Source organism: Clostridium sp. Ade.TY (genome assembly GCF_000498355.1).
Classification (GTDB): domain Bacteria; phylum Bacillota; class Clostridia; order Clostridiales; family Clostridiaceae; genus Clostridium.
Genome location: NZ_AVSV01000022.1, coordinates 137,361 through 153,448 on the forward strand (window position 1 = coordinate 137,361; position 16,088 = coordinate 153,448).

A 16,088-nucleotide genomic window follows, 5' to 3' on the forward strand; every position below is an offset into this window, starting at 1 on the left:
TATGAGTAAGGTAGCATTTATTGGTGGAGGAAGTTTTGGTACAGCGTTAGCAATTCAACTTGCAAAAAAAAATAATTGTGTAAATATATTTGATAGAGATATTGAAGTTTGTAATGATATTAATATAAGAAAAAGAAATGACAAATATATAAAGGGACTTAAGATACCAGAAAATATAAAGGCATTTAATAAATTAGATGTGGCAGTATTTGATGCTGAATATGTAGTTTTAGCCGTTCCATCGCACGTTATAAGAGATGTTACTAAATCATTAAAAGGAAAGATAAGTGAAGATACTATAATAATATCTATTGCTAAAGGGATTGAGCCAGGTAGTAATAAGAGATTATCAGAAGTTATAAGTGATGAAGCACCAAAAAATCCAGTAGTTATTTTATCAGGACCTAGTCATGCAGAAGAAGTTGCTATTGAAATTCCAACAACTTTAGTTTCTACATCAACTGATATGAAATATGCAGAAAAGGTTCAAGAATTATTTATGACACCTAGCCTTAGAATATACACTAATGAAGATATTATAGGTGTTGAAATTGGAGGTGCAGTAAAAAATATTATTGCACTTGCAGCTGGAGTTGGTGATGGCGTTGGATATGGAGATAATACAAAAGCCGCACTTATGACAAGAGGAATGAAAGAAATTTCAAGAGTTGGAATGGCACTTGGTGGAAAAGCAGAAACTTTCTTTGGTCTTACAGGAATGGGAGATTTGATAGTTACATGTACATCAATGCATTCAAGAAATAGAAGAGCTGGAATTCTTATAGGAAAAGGAGCATCGTTAGATGATGCGTTAAAAGAAGTAGGAATGATAGTTGAAGGAGTAAAGGCATGTAAGGCATTTCATGAATTGAATAGTGAAATAGGAGTTAGTATGCCGATAACTGATGGGCTTTATGATGTATTGTTTAATGGTAAATGTCCAAAAGAAGTTGTAAGCGAATTAATGCTTAGAGAAAAAAAGAATGAAACTCATTAAAAAAAGTAACCTTTTTAGGTTGCTTTTTTATTTTTAAATTATAATAAAAATATTTTATAAAATAGTATATAAATTTTAAATTTAGAATATATATATACTGTTACAGATAGTTAGGAGGGGATTTCTTGGACAACTTTAAAATTTATAAAGATATATCAGAAAGAACCCAAGGAGACATATATGTAGGAGTTGTTGGACCAGTTAGAACAGGTAAATCAACTTTTATAAAGAAGTTTATGGATCTTATGGTAATACCAAAGATAGAAAATGAATTTAAAAAAGAAAGAGCTAAAGATGAGTTACCACAAAGTGGATCAGGAAAAATGATACACACTACAGAACCAAAATTTGTACCTAATGAAGCTATTGAAATAAATCTTGATGAAGAGATAAAATTCAAAGTTAGAATGGTAGATTGTGTAGGATATATAGTAAAAGAAGCATTAGGTTATATCGAAGGCGAAAATTTAAAGATGGTAAATACACCTTGGTATGATTATGAAATTCCATTTGAAGATGCAGCTGAAATTGGAACAAGAAAAGTTATAACAGATCACTCAACTATAGGTTTGGTTATAACAACAGATGGAAGTATAACAGGTCTTAATAGAGAAGATTATGTTGAAGCAGAAGAGAGAGTTATATATGAATTAAAGGCTATAAATAAGCCGTTTGTAGTAGTACTTAATAGCGCAAGAGGAGAGTCTAAAGAAACAGAAGATATTAGAAAAGAGATGGAAGAAAAGTATAATGTAGAAGTACAAGTTATGGATATAGCAAATATGCAGGAAAAAGATATAGAAAAGTTATTCAAAAATGTATTAAAAGAGTTTCCTGTAAAAGAAGTAAACATTGATATGCCAGAATGGCTTGAAAAATTAGAGTCTGAACATTGGCTAAAAAAAGATTTCTTTAACATAATAAGAAGTATGAGCAAAAACATATCAAAAATAAGAGATATAAAAATATCTCTTGAAACTTTATGTGATGAAGAGTTTTTAGGAGAAACTTTAGTTAAGGAGATAGATTTAGGTGTTGGTACAGCAAATGTTTCTATGAAACCTAAAGAAGGAGTATTTTACAAGGTTTTAAGTGAAGTTTGTGAGCTTGATGTAGAATCAGAGAATGATTTATTATCAATAGTAAAAGAACTTAATGTGGCTAAAAAAGAATATGATAAAGTAAAGGATGCTTTAAAAGATGTAAATGAAACTGGATATGGATTAGTAGCACCTCAACTTAAAGAAATGAAATTTGAAGAACCTGAAATAGTTAAACATGGTTCACAATATGGGGTTAAATTAAAAGCTAGTGCACCATCATTGCATTTTATTAAAGCAAATATTCAAACAGAAATTAGTCCTATAATGGGATCAGAAAAAGAATCTGAAGATTTAGTAAAATCCTTGTTAGAGCAATTTGAAAATGATCCAGGAACATTATGGCAAAGTAATATGTTTGGTAAATCTTTAGAAGTATTAGTTAAAGAAGGGCTTCAAAATAAATTATATAAAATGCCTGAAGATGTTCAGATAAAAATTCAAAAAACACTTCAAAAAATAATAAATGAAGGTAATGGCGGATTAATCTGCATAATATTATAAAAAAATACGGTTAGTATTCTAAATTATTATACTAACCGTTTAATTATATTATCATATTAAATTAAATTGGAATAATATATAGTGAGATATTTAATATAATAAAAAGGCATGGTGAGGTAACATGATTGAAAAATATAAAACTTATAAAAAAGTTGGCTCTATAAATAAAGAAATTGCACAAAGCATAGGGTTTGAGTTTTATGGAAATGTCTATGCTTCACCAGGTGTATTAAAACACATAAAAAAGAAACATGGAAAACAACTTACTAGAAATATAAAAGATAATTTAACAATAATAATTGAAAGAATAATAAGTAATCCAGATTTTATAGGAATGAATAAAAAAAGAAAAGAGTCTGGAGCTTTAGAATTAGTTAAAAAAATAGATGCTTACATTATGGTTGTATTAGAAGTTGATTTAAATAATAATTATATTTATGTTTCTAGCATGTATCCTGTAACAAAAAATAAAATGAAAAATAAAATATATAGTGGAAAGCTTAAGATAGCAGCATAAGATAAACAGTAATACCTACTTGAAAAATATTTAAATAAGTATGTATAATAGTATAGGTGAAGTTTTTGAGGTGAGAAAAGGCTCCTCATGCGCTAATATTTTAGTAAACAGAGATGTAGGATTTTAATGCCGACCTACCAAAAACTTATTAAAACTTTTGGTAAATCCAAAAGTTCTTTTTATTACCAAAGAAAACAGGAGGTATTACAATGAAAAAAGTAGCTGTTATTTTTAATGGTGGAACAATTTCAATGAAAGTTGATGATAGAATAAAGGCAGCGGTGCCAAGTCTTAGTGGAGAAGAAATAATGTCTATGGTAACTGGTATAGAAGATTATGCCGAGGTTTTAAATTTTAATTTTTCTTCATTACCATCTCCTCATGTAACTCCAAAACTTATGCTTGAATTAGCAAATTTTGTACAGGAGTTAGCAGATAGAGAAGATATTTCAGGAATAGTTATAACACATGGAACTGACACTTTAGAGGAGACTGCATATTTTTTAGATTTAGTTGTTACAACTAAAAAACCTGTAGTAGTAACTGGAGCTATGAGGAGTAGTTCGGAACTTGGATATGATGGACCATTTAATTTGGCTACTTCAATATGTACAGCTATAGCTAAAGAATCTATAGGAAGAGGAGTAATTGTATGTTTTAACGGTGAGTTAAATGATGCAAGAGAGGTAACAAAGGCTAATTCAATGGCTTTAAATGCTTTTAGAACACCTAATTTTGGTCCAGTTGGAATAGTAGATAATAATAAAGTTATTTTTTATAGAAAAGGAAAAAAAGGAGAAAAATTAAATCCTAAAAATATGGACAAGGATGTAGCGCTTATTAAATGTGTTGCAGGAATGGATTCATCTTACTTAGACTTTGCTATAGAAAAAGGTTTTAAAGGAATAGTTATAGAAGGTATGGGTAGAGGAAATATACCTCCTCAAATGGTTGATGGAGTTAAAAGGGCTATAGGGAAGAATATACCTGTAGTTCTTGTATCTAGATGTTTTGAAGGTAGAGTCTTTGAAAGTTATGGATATGAAGGTGGCGGAAAACATCTTATGAATTTAGGTGTAATATTCGGAGATAATATGCCAGGACAAAAAGCTAGAATAAAATTATTAGCTGCTATAAATGCTAATAAAAATCAAGAGGAAATAAGAAACTTATTTGAACAAGGATTATATGAGCACGAACAAATTTAAAATATTTATTAACAATAGCTAAGATGATTAAAAATAATAAAGTTCGGGACTGTATGAATAATAATTAAAAAAATATTGACAATATTCGTTATATTATGTACAATTCATATTGTAAAGATTAACTCATATATGATGAAAATATGGTTCATCGTGTCTACCAGATACCTTAAATATCTAGCTATGAGTGATTTATTTTAATTTATTAATTAAAATAAAGCTGTTATGAGTTGTCTTTTAATTCATAACAGCTTTTTCATTTTGTGGGGGGAATAAAAATGAAAAAAGAAAAAAAGTTTTTTGAGATCTTAGAAAATAAAAATGTGGATTTTAAAAAGGAAATTATAGCAGGATGTACTACGTTTTTAACTATGGCTTATATAATAGCTGTTAATCCTAATATTTTAAGTGCTACAGGTATGGATCAAGGGGCACTTGTAACAGCAACTTGTTTATCAGCTGCTTTTGCAACAATACTTATGGGAGTTTTTGCAAATCTTCCTTTTGCTTTGGCATCAGGTATGGGACTGAATGCGTATTTTGCATTTTCAGTTGTTATAGGAAAAGGGATATCATGGGAGATTGCATTAACAGCAGTTTTTGTAGAAGGTATAATATTTATATTGATGTCACTTTTTAAAGTTCGTCAAGCAGTTGTTAATGCTATACCTATGAATATGAAATATGCAGTTACTGCCGGAATTGGGATGTTTATAGCTTTTATTGGTCTTGCTGGTAGTGATATTGTTGTAGCTAATAAAGATACCTTTTTATCATTAGGTGATTTTAATGTGCCTACAGTGTTAGTTGCATTAATCGGAGTTGTAGTAATAGCTATTTTAGATAAAAAAGGAGTTAGAGGTGCTATTTTATTTGGAATAGTAGTATCTACAGTTATTGCATGGGGATATGCTTTATTTGATAGAGAATATGCAGCAAGTCTTGGCATATTTTTACCAGATGGAATAATAAAATTTGAAAGTATAGCTCCTATTGCTGGTAAGTTAGATTTTGGATATATTATGAATCCAAGCAATATAGGAACTTTTATAACTATAGTTTGTACATTCTTATTTGTTGATTTTTTTGATACAATAGGTACATTAGTTGGAGTATCATCAAGAGCTGGTATGCTTGATGAAAAAGGTAATATACCAAATGCTAGTAAAGCGTTAATGGTTGATGCAATAGGAACAACAACAGGAGCTGTTATGGGAGTATCAACAGTTACAACTTTTGTGGAAAGTTCTACTGGAGTTTTAGCAGGAGGAAGAACTGGTTGGACATCAGTAACAACAGGTTTACTATTTTTAGCTGCAATGTTTTTCTCTCCTATATTTATAGCAATACCTGCTTGTGCAACAGCACCTGCTTTAATATATGTTGGATATTTAATGCTTGGAGCTTGTAAAAATATTGATTTTGAAGAAATTACAGAAGGATTCCCGGCTTTTGTAACAATAGCTGCTATGCCATTAACTTATAGTATTGGTGATGGATTAACTTTAGGTGTTTTAGCTTATGTATTTGTAAATGTTTTATATAATATAGTCTTTATAAAAGAAAAAGATAAGAAGAAAAAAGTATCAATTGTAATGATTGTTTTAGCTTTAATATTCTTAGTAAAATTATTTGTATTGTAAAATTAAAAATATAATTTAAATTGTAAAGCTGATAGTATTTTGATTCTATCAGCTTTTTTATGTTTAAAATACAATTTGTTAACAATTTGTAAACAAAGTATTGACTTTAGTGTCGTACTAAAATAATATGTACTTATGCTAATTGAAATAATATTAGTAATGAGGAGGCTTAGAAATGGTTAAGAGTATGACAAGCTTCGGTAGAGCAAGAAGCGAAGAAGGATTAGAGAGAATATTTTCAATAGAAATGAAAAGTGTAAATCATAGATATTTAGATATGAATATAAGAATGCCAAAGTCAATGTTCCAACTTGAAGAAAAGTTTCGTAAAATTATAAGTGGAAAATTAAACAGAGGTAAAGTTGATGTTTATATAAATATTAAAAATTTTCACAAAGGAGAAGCTATTGCAGAACTTAACGAAACACTTGCTAAAAGTTATTTTGAATGTTTGCAAAAATTATCAGATGAACTTGGAGTTTTAAATGATATAACTGCTACAAAAATAGCTAGATTCCCAGATGTTATTTCAATAGTTGAAAAAGAAGAAAATATTGAAGAAATATTTAGTGAAATAAAATCTCTTATTGAATCAGCTTTAGATAAAATGGTTGAAATGAGAATAAGAGAAGGAGAAAAACTAAAAGAAGACATATTAGAAAAACTTATAATTATAGAAAATCTTGTTGATTCTATAGAGAAAATTGCAGATTTAGTTCCTGTTGAATATAAATCTAAATTGGAAGATAGAATAAAAGATTTAACTTCAGGTATTGAAATAGATAAAAATAGAATAGCTGTAGAAATAGCTATATTTGCAGATAAAGCTACAGTAGATGAAGAAATTATAAGACTTAGAAGTCATATAGGACAAATGAGAAATACATTAGAATTAGATGAACCAATAGGAAGAAAATTGGATTTCATAGTTCAAGAAATGAATAGAGAGGCAAATACTATTGCTTCAAAATCAAATGATATGAAAATGACAAATATAGTCATTGATATAAAAAATCTAATTGAAAAAATTAGAGAACAAGTGCAAAATATAGAATAATTAGGAGGCAATACATGGGTATAAAATTAATTAATATTGGTTTTGGAAATATCGTATCAGCTAATAGATTAGTTGCAATTGTAAGTCCAGAGTCCGCACCAATAAAAAGAATAATCCAGGAAGCTAGAGATAGAGGAATGCTTATTGATGCAACTTATGGAAGAAGAACAAGAGCTGTAATTATAACAGATAGTGATCACGTAATTTTATCAGCTGTTCAACCTGAAACAGTAGCTCATAGATTATCAAACAAGGATGATCATGATGATGAGGTAGATGAATAATGAGCAAAAAAGGTGTATTATTAGTAATATCAGGTCCATCAGGAGCTGGTAAAGGAACAATTTGTAAGGCATTATTAGAAAAAAATAAAGAAATATATTTATCAGTTTCTGCAACTACAAGAGAGCCTAGAAAAGGTGAAGTAGAAGGCGTGAACTATTTCTTTTTAAAGAAAGAAGATTTTCTTCAAAAAGTTGAAGAGGGAGATTTCTTAGAGCATGCTGAAGTTTATGGAAATTATTATGGAACACCAAGATCAAGTGTCAAAAAGATGATAGATCAAGGTAGAGACGTAATTTTAGAAATAGATATACAAGGTGCTTTAAAAGTAAAAGAAAACTGCGAAGAAGGAATTTTTATATTCATATTACCACCATCAATGGAGGAATTAAAACAAAGAATAATAAAAAGAGGTAGTGAGACACCTGAATCATTAATGAGAAGATTTAAATCAGCGTATAAAGAAATAAATTATATTTCAAAATATAATTATGCTGTAGTAAATGATGAAGTTGATACAGCTGTATCAAAAATAGAAGCAATTATAGCTGCAGAAAAATGTAGAGTAGATAGAATGAAAAATAAGATATTAGATTCTAAGGAGGGTATTATACATGAACAACTCTATGATTAATCCATCAATAGTAGATTTATTAAAGAAAGTAGAAGATAGATATTCACTAGTTATAGTAACTTCAAAAAGAGCTAGACAAATAATAGCTGGAAGTGAACCATTAGTAGAAATAGATTCACAAAAACCTTTAACAATAGCAATAAATGAAGTGAACGAAGGAAAAGTAACTTACGAAGCTTCAGAAGGAAAATAGTAAAATGTATAAGGGAAAATGTGTTGTATTAGGAGTATGTGGAGGAATAGCAGTTTACAAAGCTTTAGATGTTGTAAGTTCGCTTCGAAAAAAAGGGATTGAAGTTAGAGTTATTATGACTGAGTCAGCTACTCAGTTTGTAACTCCTCTGACTTTTCAATCAATAAGTCAAAATATGGTTATAACTGATATGTTTGCGGAACCAAAAGCATGGGAAATTCAACATATAAGTTTAGCTCAAAAAGCTGATGTTATGCTTATTGCTCCAGCTACAGCAAATATAATAGGAAAAGTTGCAAATGGTATAGCAGATGATATGCTTTCTACAACTATAATGGCAACTAGAGCAAAAGTTATATTTGCACCAGCTATGAATACAAACATGTATGAAAATCCTATAGTTCAATCAAATATAAGTAAACTTAAAAGTTTAGGATATGAGTTTATTGAACCAGATTCTGGAAGACTTGCTTGTGGTGATGTTGGAAAAGGTAAACTGCCAAAGCCAGATGTGATTTTTAAGAATGTACTTACAGCTCTTCATCCTGTTAAGGATTTAGATGGAAAGAAAGTACTTGTAACAGCTGGACCTACTAGAGCAAACATAGATCCTGTAAGATTTATAACTAATAGATCAACAGGTAAAATGGGATATGCAATAGCAGAAGAAGCAAGAGATAGAGGAGCATCTGTTACACTAGTTACAGGAGCTAAAGGGATTGAAAAACCACATGGAATTGATGTTATAGAAGTAGAGACTAATGCTCAAATGAGAGAAGTAGTTATAAATAACTTTGATAACTCTGATATAGTTGTAAAATCAGCTGCTGTTGCAGATTATAAACCTAAAGAATATAGTGTTGAAAAAATTAAAAAAGGCGAAGGGAATTTAAATATTGAACTTGTAAGAGATAATGATATTTTAAAGGAACTTGGTGATAAAAAAGATAAACAAATTTTAGTTGGGTTTGCAGCTGAAAGTAGTAATTTGATAGATAATGCAAAAGGTAAATTAAAGAGAAAAAATCTAGATTACATTGTAGCTAATGACATTACACAGTCAGAAACAGGATTTGGAAGTGATAATAACAAAGTATTTGTAATATCAAAAGAAGGTTCTGTTTTAGAATTAGATACAATGAGTAAAAGAGATGTTGCAAGTAATTTATTTGATGCTATTTGTAGAAAGCGCTAAATTGCGCTTTCTTCTGCTATATTGACAAATTTTAAGAAAGGGTGATTTTTATAAATGGAACTATATGCCGAAGTAATTGTAAATAGTGAAGCTGTAGAAATAGATAAACCTTTTACTTATAAAGTAAAAAAAGAATTTAATGATTTAATTAGTATCGGTCATAGGGTAAAAGTTCCGTTTGGTATATCTAATAAATTAATAGAAGGTTTTGTAATTGCTCTTTCTACAGAATTTGAAGGTAAATATAAAGTAAAAGAAATTAAAAAGTTATGTGATGATGAACCAATATTAACTAGAGAAGATTTGTTAATGATAGAATTTTTAAGAACAAAGACTTTATGTAAATATATAGATGCTATAAGAGTGTTAATACCAACAGGTCTTATAAAAGGAATTAAAAATAAAAAAAAGAGTGTTATAAAGTTTAATAAAGAATTAGATGATGAATTTAAAAATAAAGAAAATTATATAAAGCTTATAAATTTTATAAAAAATAATAATTGTATATATACAAAGTCAGATCTTAATAAAAATTTTAAATTTTCTATGTATACTATAAATAAGGCTATTGAAAAAGGTTTTTTAACTATAGAAGAAAAAATAGTACATAGATATAATAGTAAAATTTATGAAGATAATGATGTGGAAAATTTGACAGATGAACAAATTAAAGCTATATCTGAAATTAAAAATTCTGAATTTAACGGATTCCTTTTAAAAGGGGTAACAGGTTCAGGAAAAACAGAAGTTTATATGAAATTAGTTGAACATACTTTAAATAATGGAAAGGGTGCAATAGTACTTGTTCCTGAAATAGCACTTACTCCTCAAATGATAGAAAGATTTAAGGGGAGATTTGGAGAAGATGTAGCATTATTTCATAGCAAACTTTCTGATGGAGAAAGATTTGATGAATGGTATAGAGTGAAATCTGGAAAATGTAGACTTGTAGTTGGAGCTAGAAGTGCATTATTTTTGCCTGTTAATAATCTTGGAATGATAATAGTTGATGAAGAGCATGAAGGAACTTATAAATCAGAACATAATCCTAAATATAATACTAAAGAAGTTGTTGAATTTTTAAGTTTTACAAAGGGATGTAAATATATATTAGGTTCAGCGACTCCATCTGTTGAAAGCTTTGCTGATGCCATGGTATCAAAAATCAAACTTGTAACTTTAGAAAGAAGAATAGATAATAAACCTCTTCCAAATATGGAGATAGTTGATATGAGGGAAGAACTTAGGGTTAAAAACTTATCTATGTTTTCAAGGAAATTATATAAAGAAATAAAAGAAGCTTTAGAAAGAAAAGAACAAATAATACTGTTTTTAAATAGAAGAGGATTTTCAACTTTTGTATCTTGTAGAAGTTGTGGTTATGTTTTTAAGTGTCATAAATGTGACATATCTATGACGTATCATAAAAATGGATATTTAGTATGTCATTACTGTGGTAAAACAGAAAAACAGCTTCATGTATGTCCAAAGTGTAAGAGTAAATATGTAAAATTTTTTGGAGCAGGAACTGAAAAAGTTGAAAGTGAAGTTAAAAAATACTTTAAAGATGCTAAAGTGTTAAGAATGGATAAAGATACAACAAGAAATAAGGGGTCTCATGAAAAAATATATAATGCCTTTAAAAATAAAGAGGCTGATATTTTAATTGGTACACAAATGATTGGAAAAGGCTTAGATTTTAAAGATGTAACAGTTGTTGGAGTTTTAGCTGCAGATATGTCCCTTAATATACCGGATTATAGGTCTTCTGAAAAAACTTTTCAAACTATAACTCAAGTTGCTGGAAGAGCTGGAAGAGGAGATAAAAAAGGAAAAGTAATTATTCAAACATATGATCCTGAAAATCCAAGCTTAAATTATGCTGTTAATAATGATTATATTGGTATGTTTAAAGAAGAGATTAGTATAAGAAAGCAAATGGGATATCCTCCTTTTGAAAAGATAATTTTAATAAGAGGTATATCTAAAGATGAGAAGAATTTAGAAGATTTTATGAAAAAAGCATCTATAAAAATAAAAGAAATATCAGAGGAAGATATAACAATGTTAGGACCAACTAAATGCATAGTATCTAAAATAAAAGATAAGTTTAGGTGGCAAATAATGATAAAAGGTAAATTTTCTGATGATTATTCTAAAAAAGTTAGAGACACACTTTATGAAATGAATAAGAGTGTTTATAATGAAATAAGAATAAATATTGATATTAATCCAAACAATTTTTTATAAACTAGGAGGAATTTTTTATGGCAATTAGAAATATAAGAAAAAATGGTGATGATGTATTAAGAAAGAAAAGTAAAGTTGTAGAAAAAATAGATAATAGAACTTTAACTTTAATTGAAGATATGATAGATACTATGTATGAAGCAGATGGAGTAGGGCTTGCAGCACCACAAGTTGGAATACTTAAAAGATTATTTGTTATAGATATATATGATGGAGAAGGTCCAAGAGTATTTATAAATCCAGAAATATTAGAAACAAGTGGAAGTCAAGTTGGAGAAGAAGGATGTTTAAGCGTCCCAGGAGTATCAGAAGAAGTTGATAGACCAAACTTTGTTAAAGTTAAAGCTATAAATGAAAAAGGTGAGGAATTTATATTAGAAGCAGAAGAATTGCTTGCTAGAGCTGTTTTACATGAAAATGATCACTTAGATGGAATTTTATTTATAGATAAAGTAAAATAGAAATAAAAAACAAAAGGAGGAATAGTTTTGAAGATAGTATTTATGGGAACACCAGATTTTGCTGTTCCATCTTTAAAAGCCTTAATAGATAAATATGGAGTTTGTGCAGTATTTACTCAACCAGATAGACCTAAGGGAAGAGGAAAAAAGCTAGCATTTTCACCAGTAAAAGAAGAAGCGTTAAAACATGATATAAAAATTTATCAACCAGAAAAGCTTAAAGATGAGAAGAAAATGATTGAAGAACTTAAAGCTATGGAGCCAGATTTTATAATAGTTGTAGCATTTGGACAAATTCTTACAAAAGAAGTGTTAGACATACCAAAATACGGATGTATAAACTTGCATGGCTCAATACTTCCTATGTATAGGGGAGCAGCTCCTATAAACTGGGCTATTATGATGGGAGAAAAGACTTCAGGAAATACAACTATGCTTATGGATGTAGGTTTAGATACAGGTGATATGCTTTTAAAAGATGAAGTTGAAATTACAGATAATATGACAGCTGGAGAGCTTTATGACTTGTTAAAAGAAAGAGGCGGAGATCTTTTAATTAAAACAATAGAAGGATTAGTTAATAATTCTATAAAACCTGAAAAACAATCAGATGAAACTTTCTATGCAAAAATGTTAAATAAAAAGTTAGCAGAAATAGATTGGAATAAAAGTGCACTAGAAATTCATAATATGATTAGAGGATTAAATCCTTGGCCTATTGCACATACTTTATACGAAGGAAATACTATGAAAATATTTGAAAGTGAAGTTTTAAATAAAGATAGTAATTTAGAAAATGGAAAAATAATAAATGTATCTAAAAATGGAATAGAAGTTTCAACAAACAAAGGGGTACTTTTAATTAAAAAGGTTCAATTTCCAAATTCAAAACCTTTAATGGTAGAACAATATATAAATGGCCATGATGTAAAAGATGGACTTATATTAGGTAAATAGGAGGTATAAATATGTATTATCCATTTTATTTTGATAGAACTATGCTTATATTAATACCAGCACTTTTAGTTAGTATATGGGCGCAAAGTAGAATTAGCTCAACTTACAATAAGTACAGAAATGTAAGGATTATGAATGGATATACAGGTGAGCAGGTTGCGAGAATGATGCTAAATGAAGCAGGACTATCTTATGTAAACATAGAAGTTGTTAATACGAAACTTGGAGATCATTATGATCCAAGTAGTAAAGTTTTAAGATTATCTCCTGAGGTTTATAGTGGAAATTCAATTGCAGCTGCTGGAATAGCAGCTCATGAAGTTGGTCACGCTATACAAGATAAGGAAGGATATAAACCACTTGTATTAAGAAATTCAATAGTTCCAGTTGTGAATTTTAGCTCAGGTATTTCTTGGATATTATTTGTTGTTGGTTTAATTATGGGAAACCATATGTTTGTTAATCTAGGAATTATATTATTTTCAGCTGTAGTAATATTTCAATTAATTACATTACCAGTAGAATTTAATGCATCAAATAGGGCAATAAACGTATTAAGTAATAGAGGAATACTTTATGGTGATGAGATAAATGGTGCAAAAAAAGTTTTAGGAGCAGCAGCTATGACATACATTGCTTCAGCTCTTATGGCTATAGCTCAATTATTAAGATTACTTGCTATAAGTAATAGAGATCAATAAAAACTTAGAGAAGAGGTATTTTATGAACAGTAGAGGCATAGCTTTAAAAATACTAGATAGAGTGTTAAATGAAGGTGCTTATTCAAACTTAGTATTATCAAGTGAATTAAATAATTCAGATTTAAATGATAAAGATAAAGGTCTAGTAACAGAAATTGTATATGGAACAATAAGAAGAAAAAATTCATTAGATATGCTTATATCTACATTTGTTAAAGATATAAGTATAATGGATAAAAGAATTTTAAATATATTAAGAATAGCTATATATCAATTAAAATATTTAGATAAGGTTCCAAGTTATGCAGCTTGTAATGAGGCGGTAGAACAAGCAAAAAAAATATCTGACAGATGGGGAAAACTTGTAAATGGTGTTTTAAGAACATATGGAAAAAAAGGTGAGTCAGGCTTAAAGTTTAACAATAAAATAAGCCAATTAGAATACAAGTATTCATTTGAACCATGGCTTATAAGACTTTTTATAAAGCAATATGGAGAAAAAGATGCAGTAAATATACTTGATGCTTTAAATTCAACTCCAAAAGTAACTGTTAGAGTTAATTCTTTAAAATCAGACTATGATAGTGTATTTGAAGAACTAGAAGAAAACGGATATAATATAGAAGAAGGATATATATGTCCTGAAGCTATTTCTATTAAAGGTGGAAAGAATATTGAAAGTAATAGCCTTTTTAATGAAGGAAAAATAACTGTTCAAGATGAAAGTGCAATGTTAGTTGCTCCTCTTTTAGATGTAAATAGTGGGGATGTTGTGTTAGATCTTTGTAGTGCTCCTGGTGGAAAAACTACTCATATTGCAGAACTTCTTGAAAATACTGGAGAAGTTTTAGCTTTTGATTTACATAAAAATAAACTAGGTTTAATAGAAGAGAACTGTATAAGACTTGGTATAAATAATGTTAAATTAGAAGAGATGGATGCTACAGAGTTAAATGTTAACCTTATAGGGGTTGGAGATAAAGTTCTTATCGATGTTCCATGTTCAGGTCTTGGAATAATTAAAAGAAAACCAGAAATTAAATGGAATAAAAATCGTAACGAATTAAAAGAAATTATAAGAATTCAAAGAGATATAATGGATAATGCATGGCAATATCTTAAAAATGGTGGAACTTTAATATATTCAACATGTACTTTAAACAAAGCTGAAAATGAAGAAAATATTGAATGGTTTTTAAACAAACATAAAGATTGTAAGCTAGAAAATATATTTGTTGGAAATGGTGAGAATATAAAATATACAAATGGTATGGTAACAGTTATGCCAAATGAGTATATGGATGGATTCTTTATAGCTAAGCTTAAGAAAAGTTAATAGGAGAATACATTATGGAAAATTTATTAGATTTTACAACTGAAGAATTTTCAAATTGGCTTAAAGAAAATGGAGAAAGTGCTTTTAGAGCAAAACAAGTATTTTCTTGGATTTATAAAGATGTTTGGAATTTTGATGATATGAGAAATATTCCAAAAGCATTAAAAGAAAAGCTAAATGAAAATTTTGAAATAATAATTCCTAAAGTAGTAAGAGCACAAGAATCTTCAGATAAAAGTACTATGAAAATATTATTAGCTCTTAAAGATGGAAATTTAATAGAATGTGTTATTATGAAGTATAAACATGGAAATACAATATGTATTTCAACACAAGTAGGATGTAGAATGGGATGTAAATTCTGTGCATCTACAATTGATGGAAGAGTTAGAAATTTAACATCTGGAGAAATACTTTCTGAAATAATGGTAGCACAAAAACTATTAGGAGAGAGAATATCAAATATTGTTTTAATGGGAAGTGGAGAACCACTTGATAATTATGACAATGTAATTAAATTTTTAAAAGAAGTAAATTCAGAAAATGGATTTAACATAGGTCAAAGACATATAACTTTATCAACCTGTGGTATAGTACCTAAAATATACGAATTAGCTGATGAAGGCATGACTATAACTCTTGCAATTTCACTACATGCATTTAATGATGAAAAAAGAAAAGAAATAATGCCAATAGCTAATAAATATACAATAAAAGAACTTTTAGATGCTTGTAAATATTATATTAATAAAACAAACAGAAGAGTAACTTTTGAATATGCATTAGTTAAGGATGTAAATGATGGTGTTGAAGATGCGAGAGCATTAGGACAATTATTAAAAGGAATTTTATGTCATGTAAATTTAATACCAGTAAATGAAGTAAAAGAAAATTCTTTTAAAAGATCATCAAACAAAACAGTAGAAAATTTTGCAAAAATTCTTAAAGACAGAGGCATTGAGGCTACAGTTAGAAGAGAAATGGGAAGTGACATTGATGCAGCTTGCGGTCAATTAAGAAGAAGTTATTTAGAATCCCAAAATTAAGGGGGAATTA

At 28.6% G+C, this 16,088-nt stretch carries 16 protein-coding genes and 1 riboswitch; all 16 genes read left to right on the plus strand.

Annotated elements, in window-relative coordinates; all coding sequences use genetic code 11:
- Position 1: 1 nt before the first annotated feature.
- The 16 genes from O212_RS0107945 (at position 2) to rlmN (ending at position 16,078) form a co-directional block, all read left to right on the plus strand.
- Positions 2 to 997, plus strand: a complete 996-nt coding sequence (locus O212_RS0107945) for an NAD(P)H-dependent glycerol-3-phosphate dehydrogenase (protein WP_024614589.1) — start codon at positions 2 to 4, stop codon at positions 995 to 997.
- A gap of 125 nt (positions 998 to 1,122) precedes the next feature.
- Complete coding sequence (gene spoIVA, locus O212_RS0107950; protein WP_024614590.1) at positions 1,123 to 2,601, plus strand: stage IV sporulation protein A; 1,479 nt, start codon at positions 1,123 to 1,125, stop codon at positions 2,599 to 2,601.
- Between the two features lie 121 nt (positions 2,602 to 2,722).
- Entirely contained in the window at positions 2,723 to 3,118 is a 396-nt protein-coding gene (locus O212_RS0107955; RefSeq protein ID WP_024614591.1) for a PBECR2 nuclease fold domain-containing protein, read from the plus strand.
- Between the two features lie 209 nt (positions 3,119 to 3,327).
- A complete protein-coding gene (locus O212_RS0107960; protein ID WP_024614592.1) occupies positions 3,328 to 4,326 on the plus strand; it encodes an asparaginase in 999 nt (332 codons plus the stop codon).
- 103 nt (positions 4,327 to 4,429) lie between these two features.
- Positions 4,430 to 4,527: riboswitch (purine riboswitch) on the plus strand.
- 74 nt (positions 4,528 to 4,601) lie between these two features.
- A complete protein-coding gene (locus O212_RS0107965) occupies positions 4,602 to 5,966 on the plus strand; it encodes an NCS2 family permease (RefSeq protein ID WP_024614593.1) in 1,365 nt (454 codons plus the stop codon).
- 175 nt (positions 5,967 to 6,141) lie between these two features.
- Complete coding sequence (locus tag O212_RS0107970) at positions 6,142 to 7,023, plus strand: YicC/YloC family endoribonuclease (protein WP_024614594.1); 882 nt, start codon at positions 6,142 to 6,144, stop codon at positions 7,021 to 7,023.
- A gap of 14 nt (positions 7,024 to 7,037) precedes the next feature.
- On the plus strand, positions 7,038 to 7,307 hold the full coding sequence (locus tag O212_RS0107975) for a DUF370 domain-containing protein (RefSeq protein WP_024614595.1): 270 nt from the start codon (positions 7,038 to 7,040) through the stop codon (positions 7,305 to 7,307).
- The gene (gene gmk, locus O212_RS0107980; RefSeq protein WP_024614596.1) at positions 7,307 to 7,939 is read left to right on the plus strand and encodes a guanylate kinase; all 633 of its coding nucleotides are present in this window, start codon (positions 7,307 to 7,309) and stop codon (positions 7,937 to 7,939) included. Before O212_RS0107975 ends, gmk begins: the two co-directional genes overlap by 1 nt.
- Complete coding sequence (rpoZ, locus tag O212_RS0107985; RefSeq protein ID WP_024614597.1) at positions 7,920 to 8,132, plus strand: DNA-directed RNA polymerase subunit omega; 213 nt, start codon at positions 7,920 to 7,922, stop codon at positions 8,130 to 8,132. Before gmk ends, rpoZ begins: the two co-directional genes overlap by 20 nt.
- Before the next feature lie 4 nt (positions 8,133 to 8,136).
- Entirely contained in the window at positions 8,137 to 9,327 is a 1,191-nt protein-coding gene (gene coaBC / locus O212_RS0107990; RefSeq protein ID WP_024614598.1) for a bifunctional phosphopantothenoylcysteine decarboxylase/phosphopantothenate--cysteine ligase CoaBC, read from the plus strand.
- A gap of 54 nt (positions 9,328 to 9,381) precedes the next feature.
- Positions 9,382 to 11,577 carry a primosomal protein N' gene (gene priA / locus O212_RS0107995; RefSeq protein WP_024614599.1) on the plus strand — a complete coding sequence of 732 codons (2,196 nt, stop codon included), beginning with the start codon at positions 9,382 to 9,384 and terminating at the stop codon, positions 11,575 to 11,577.
- Positions 11,578 to 11,594: 17 nt separating this feature from the next.
- Complete coding sequence (def, locus tag O212_RS0108000) at positions 11,595 to 12,038, plus strand: peptide deformylase (RefSeq protein WP_024614600.1); 444 nt, start codon at positions 11,595 to 11,597, stop codon at positions 12,036 to 12,038.
- 27 nt (positions 12,039 to 12,065) lie between these two features.
- A complete protein-coding gene (fmt, locus tag O212_RS0108005) occupies positions 12,066 to 12,995 on the plus strand; it encodes a methionyl-tRNA formyltransferase (RefSeq protein ID WP_024614601.1) in 930 nt (309 codons plus the stop codon).
- Between the two features lie 11 nt (positions 12,996 to 13,006).
- Positions 13,007 to 13,696, plus strand: a complete 690-nt coding sequence (locus tag O212_RS0108010) for a zinc metallopeptidase (protein ID WP_024614602.1) — start codon at positions 13,007 to 13,009, stop codon at positions 13,694 to 13,696.
- 22 nt (positions 13,697 to 13,718) lie between these two features.
- Positions 13,719 to 15,032: a 16S rRNA (cytosine(967)-C(5))-methyltransferase RsmB gene (rsmB, locus tag O212_RS0108015; RefSeq protein WP_024614603.1), complete on the plus strand. Its 1,314-nt coding sequence runs from the start codon at positions 13,719 to 13,721 to the stop codon at positions 15,030 to 15,032.
- Between the two features lie 14 nt (positions 15,033 to 15,046).
- The gene (gene rlmN, locus O212_RS0108020; RefSeq protein ID WP_024614604.1) at positions 15,047 to 16,078 is read left to right on the plus strand and encodes a 23S rRNA (adenine(2503)-C(2))-methyltransferase RlmN; all 1,032 of its coding nucleotides are present in this window, start codon (positions 15,047 to 15,049) and stop codon (positions 16,076 to 16,078) included.
- The last annotated feature ends 10 nt before the right edge of the window (positions 16,079 to 16,088 follow it).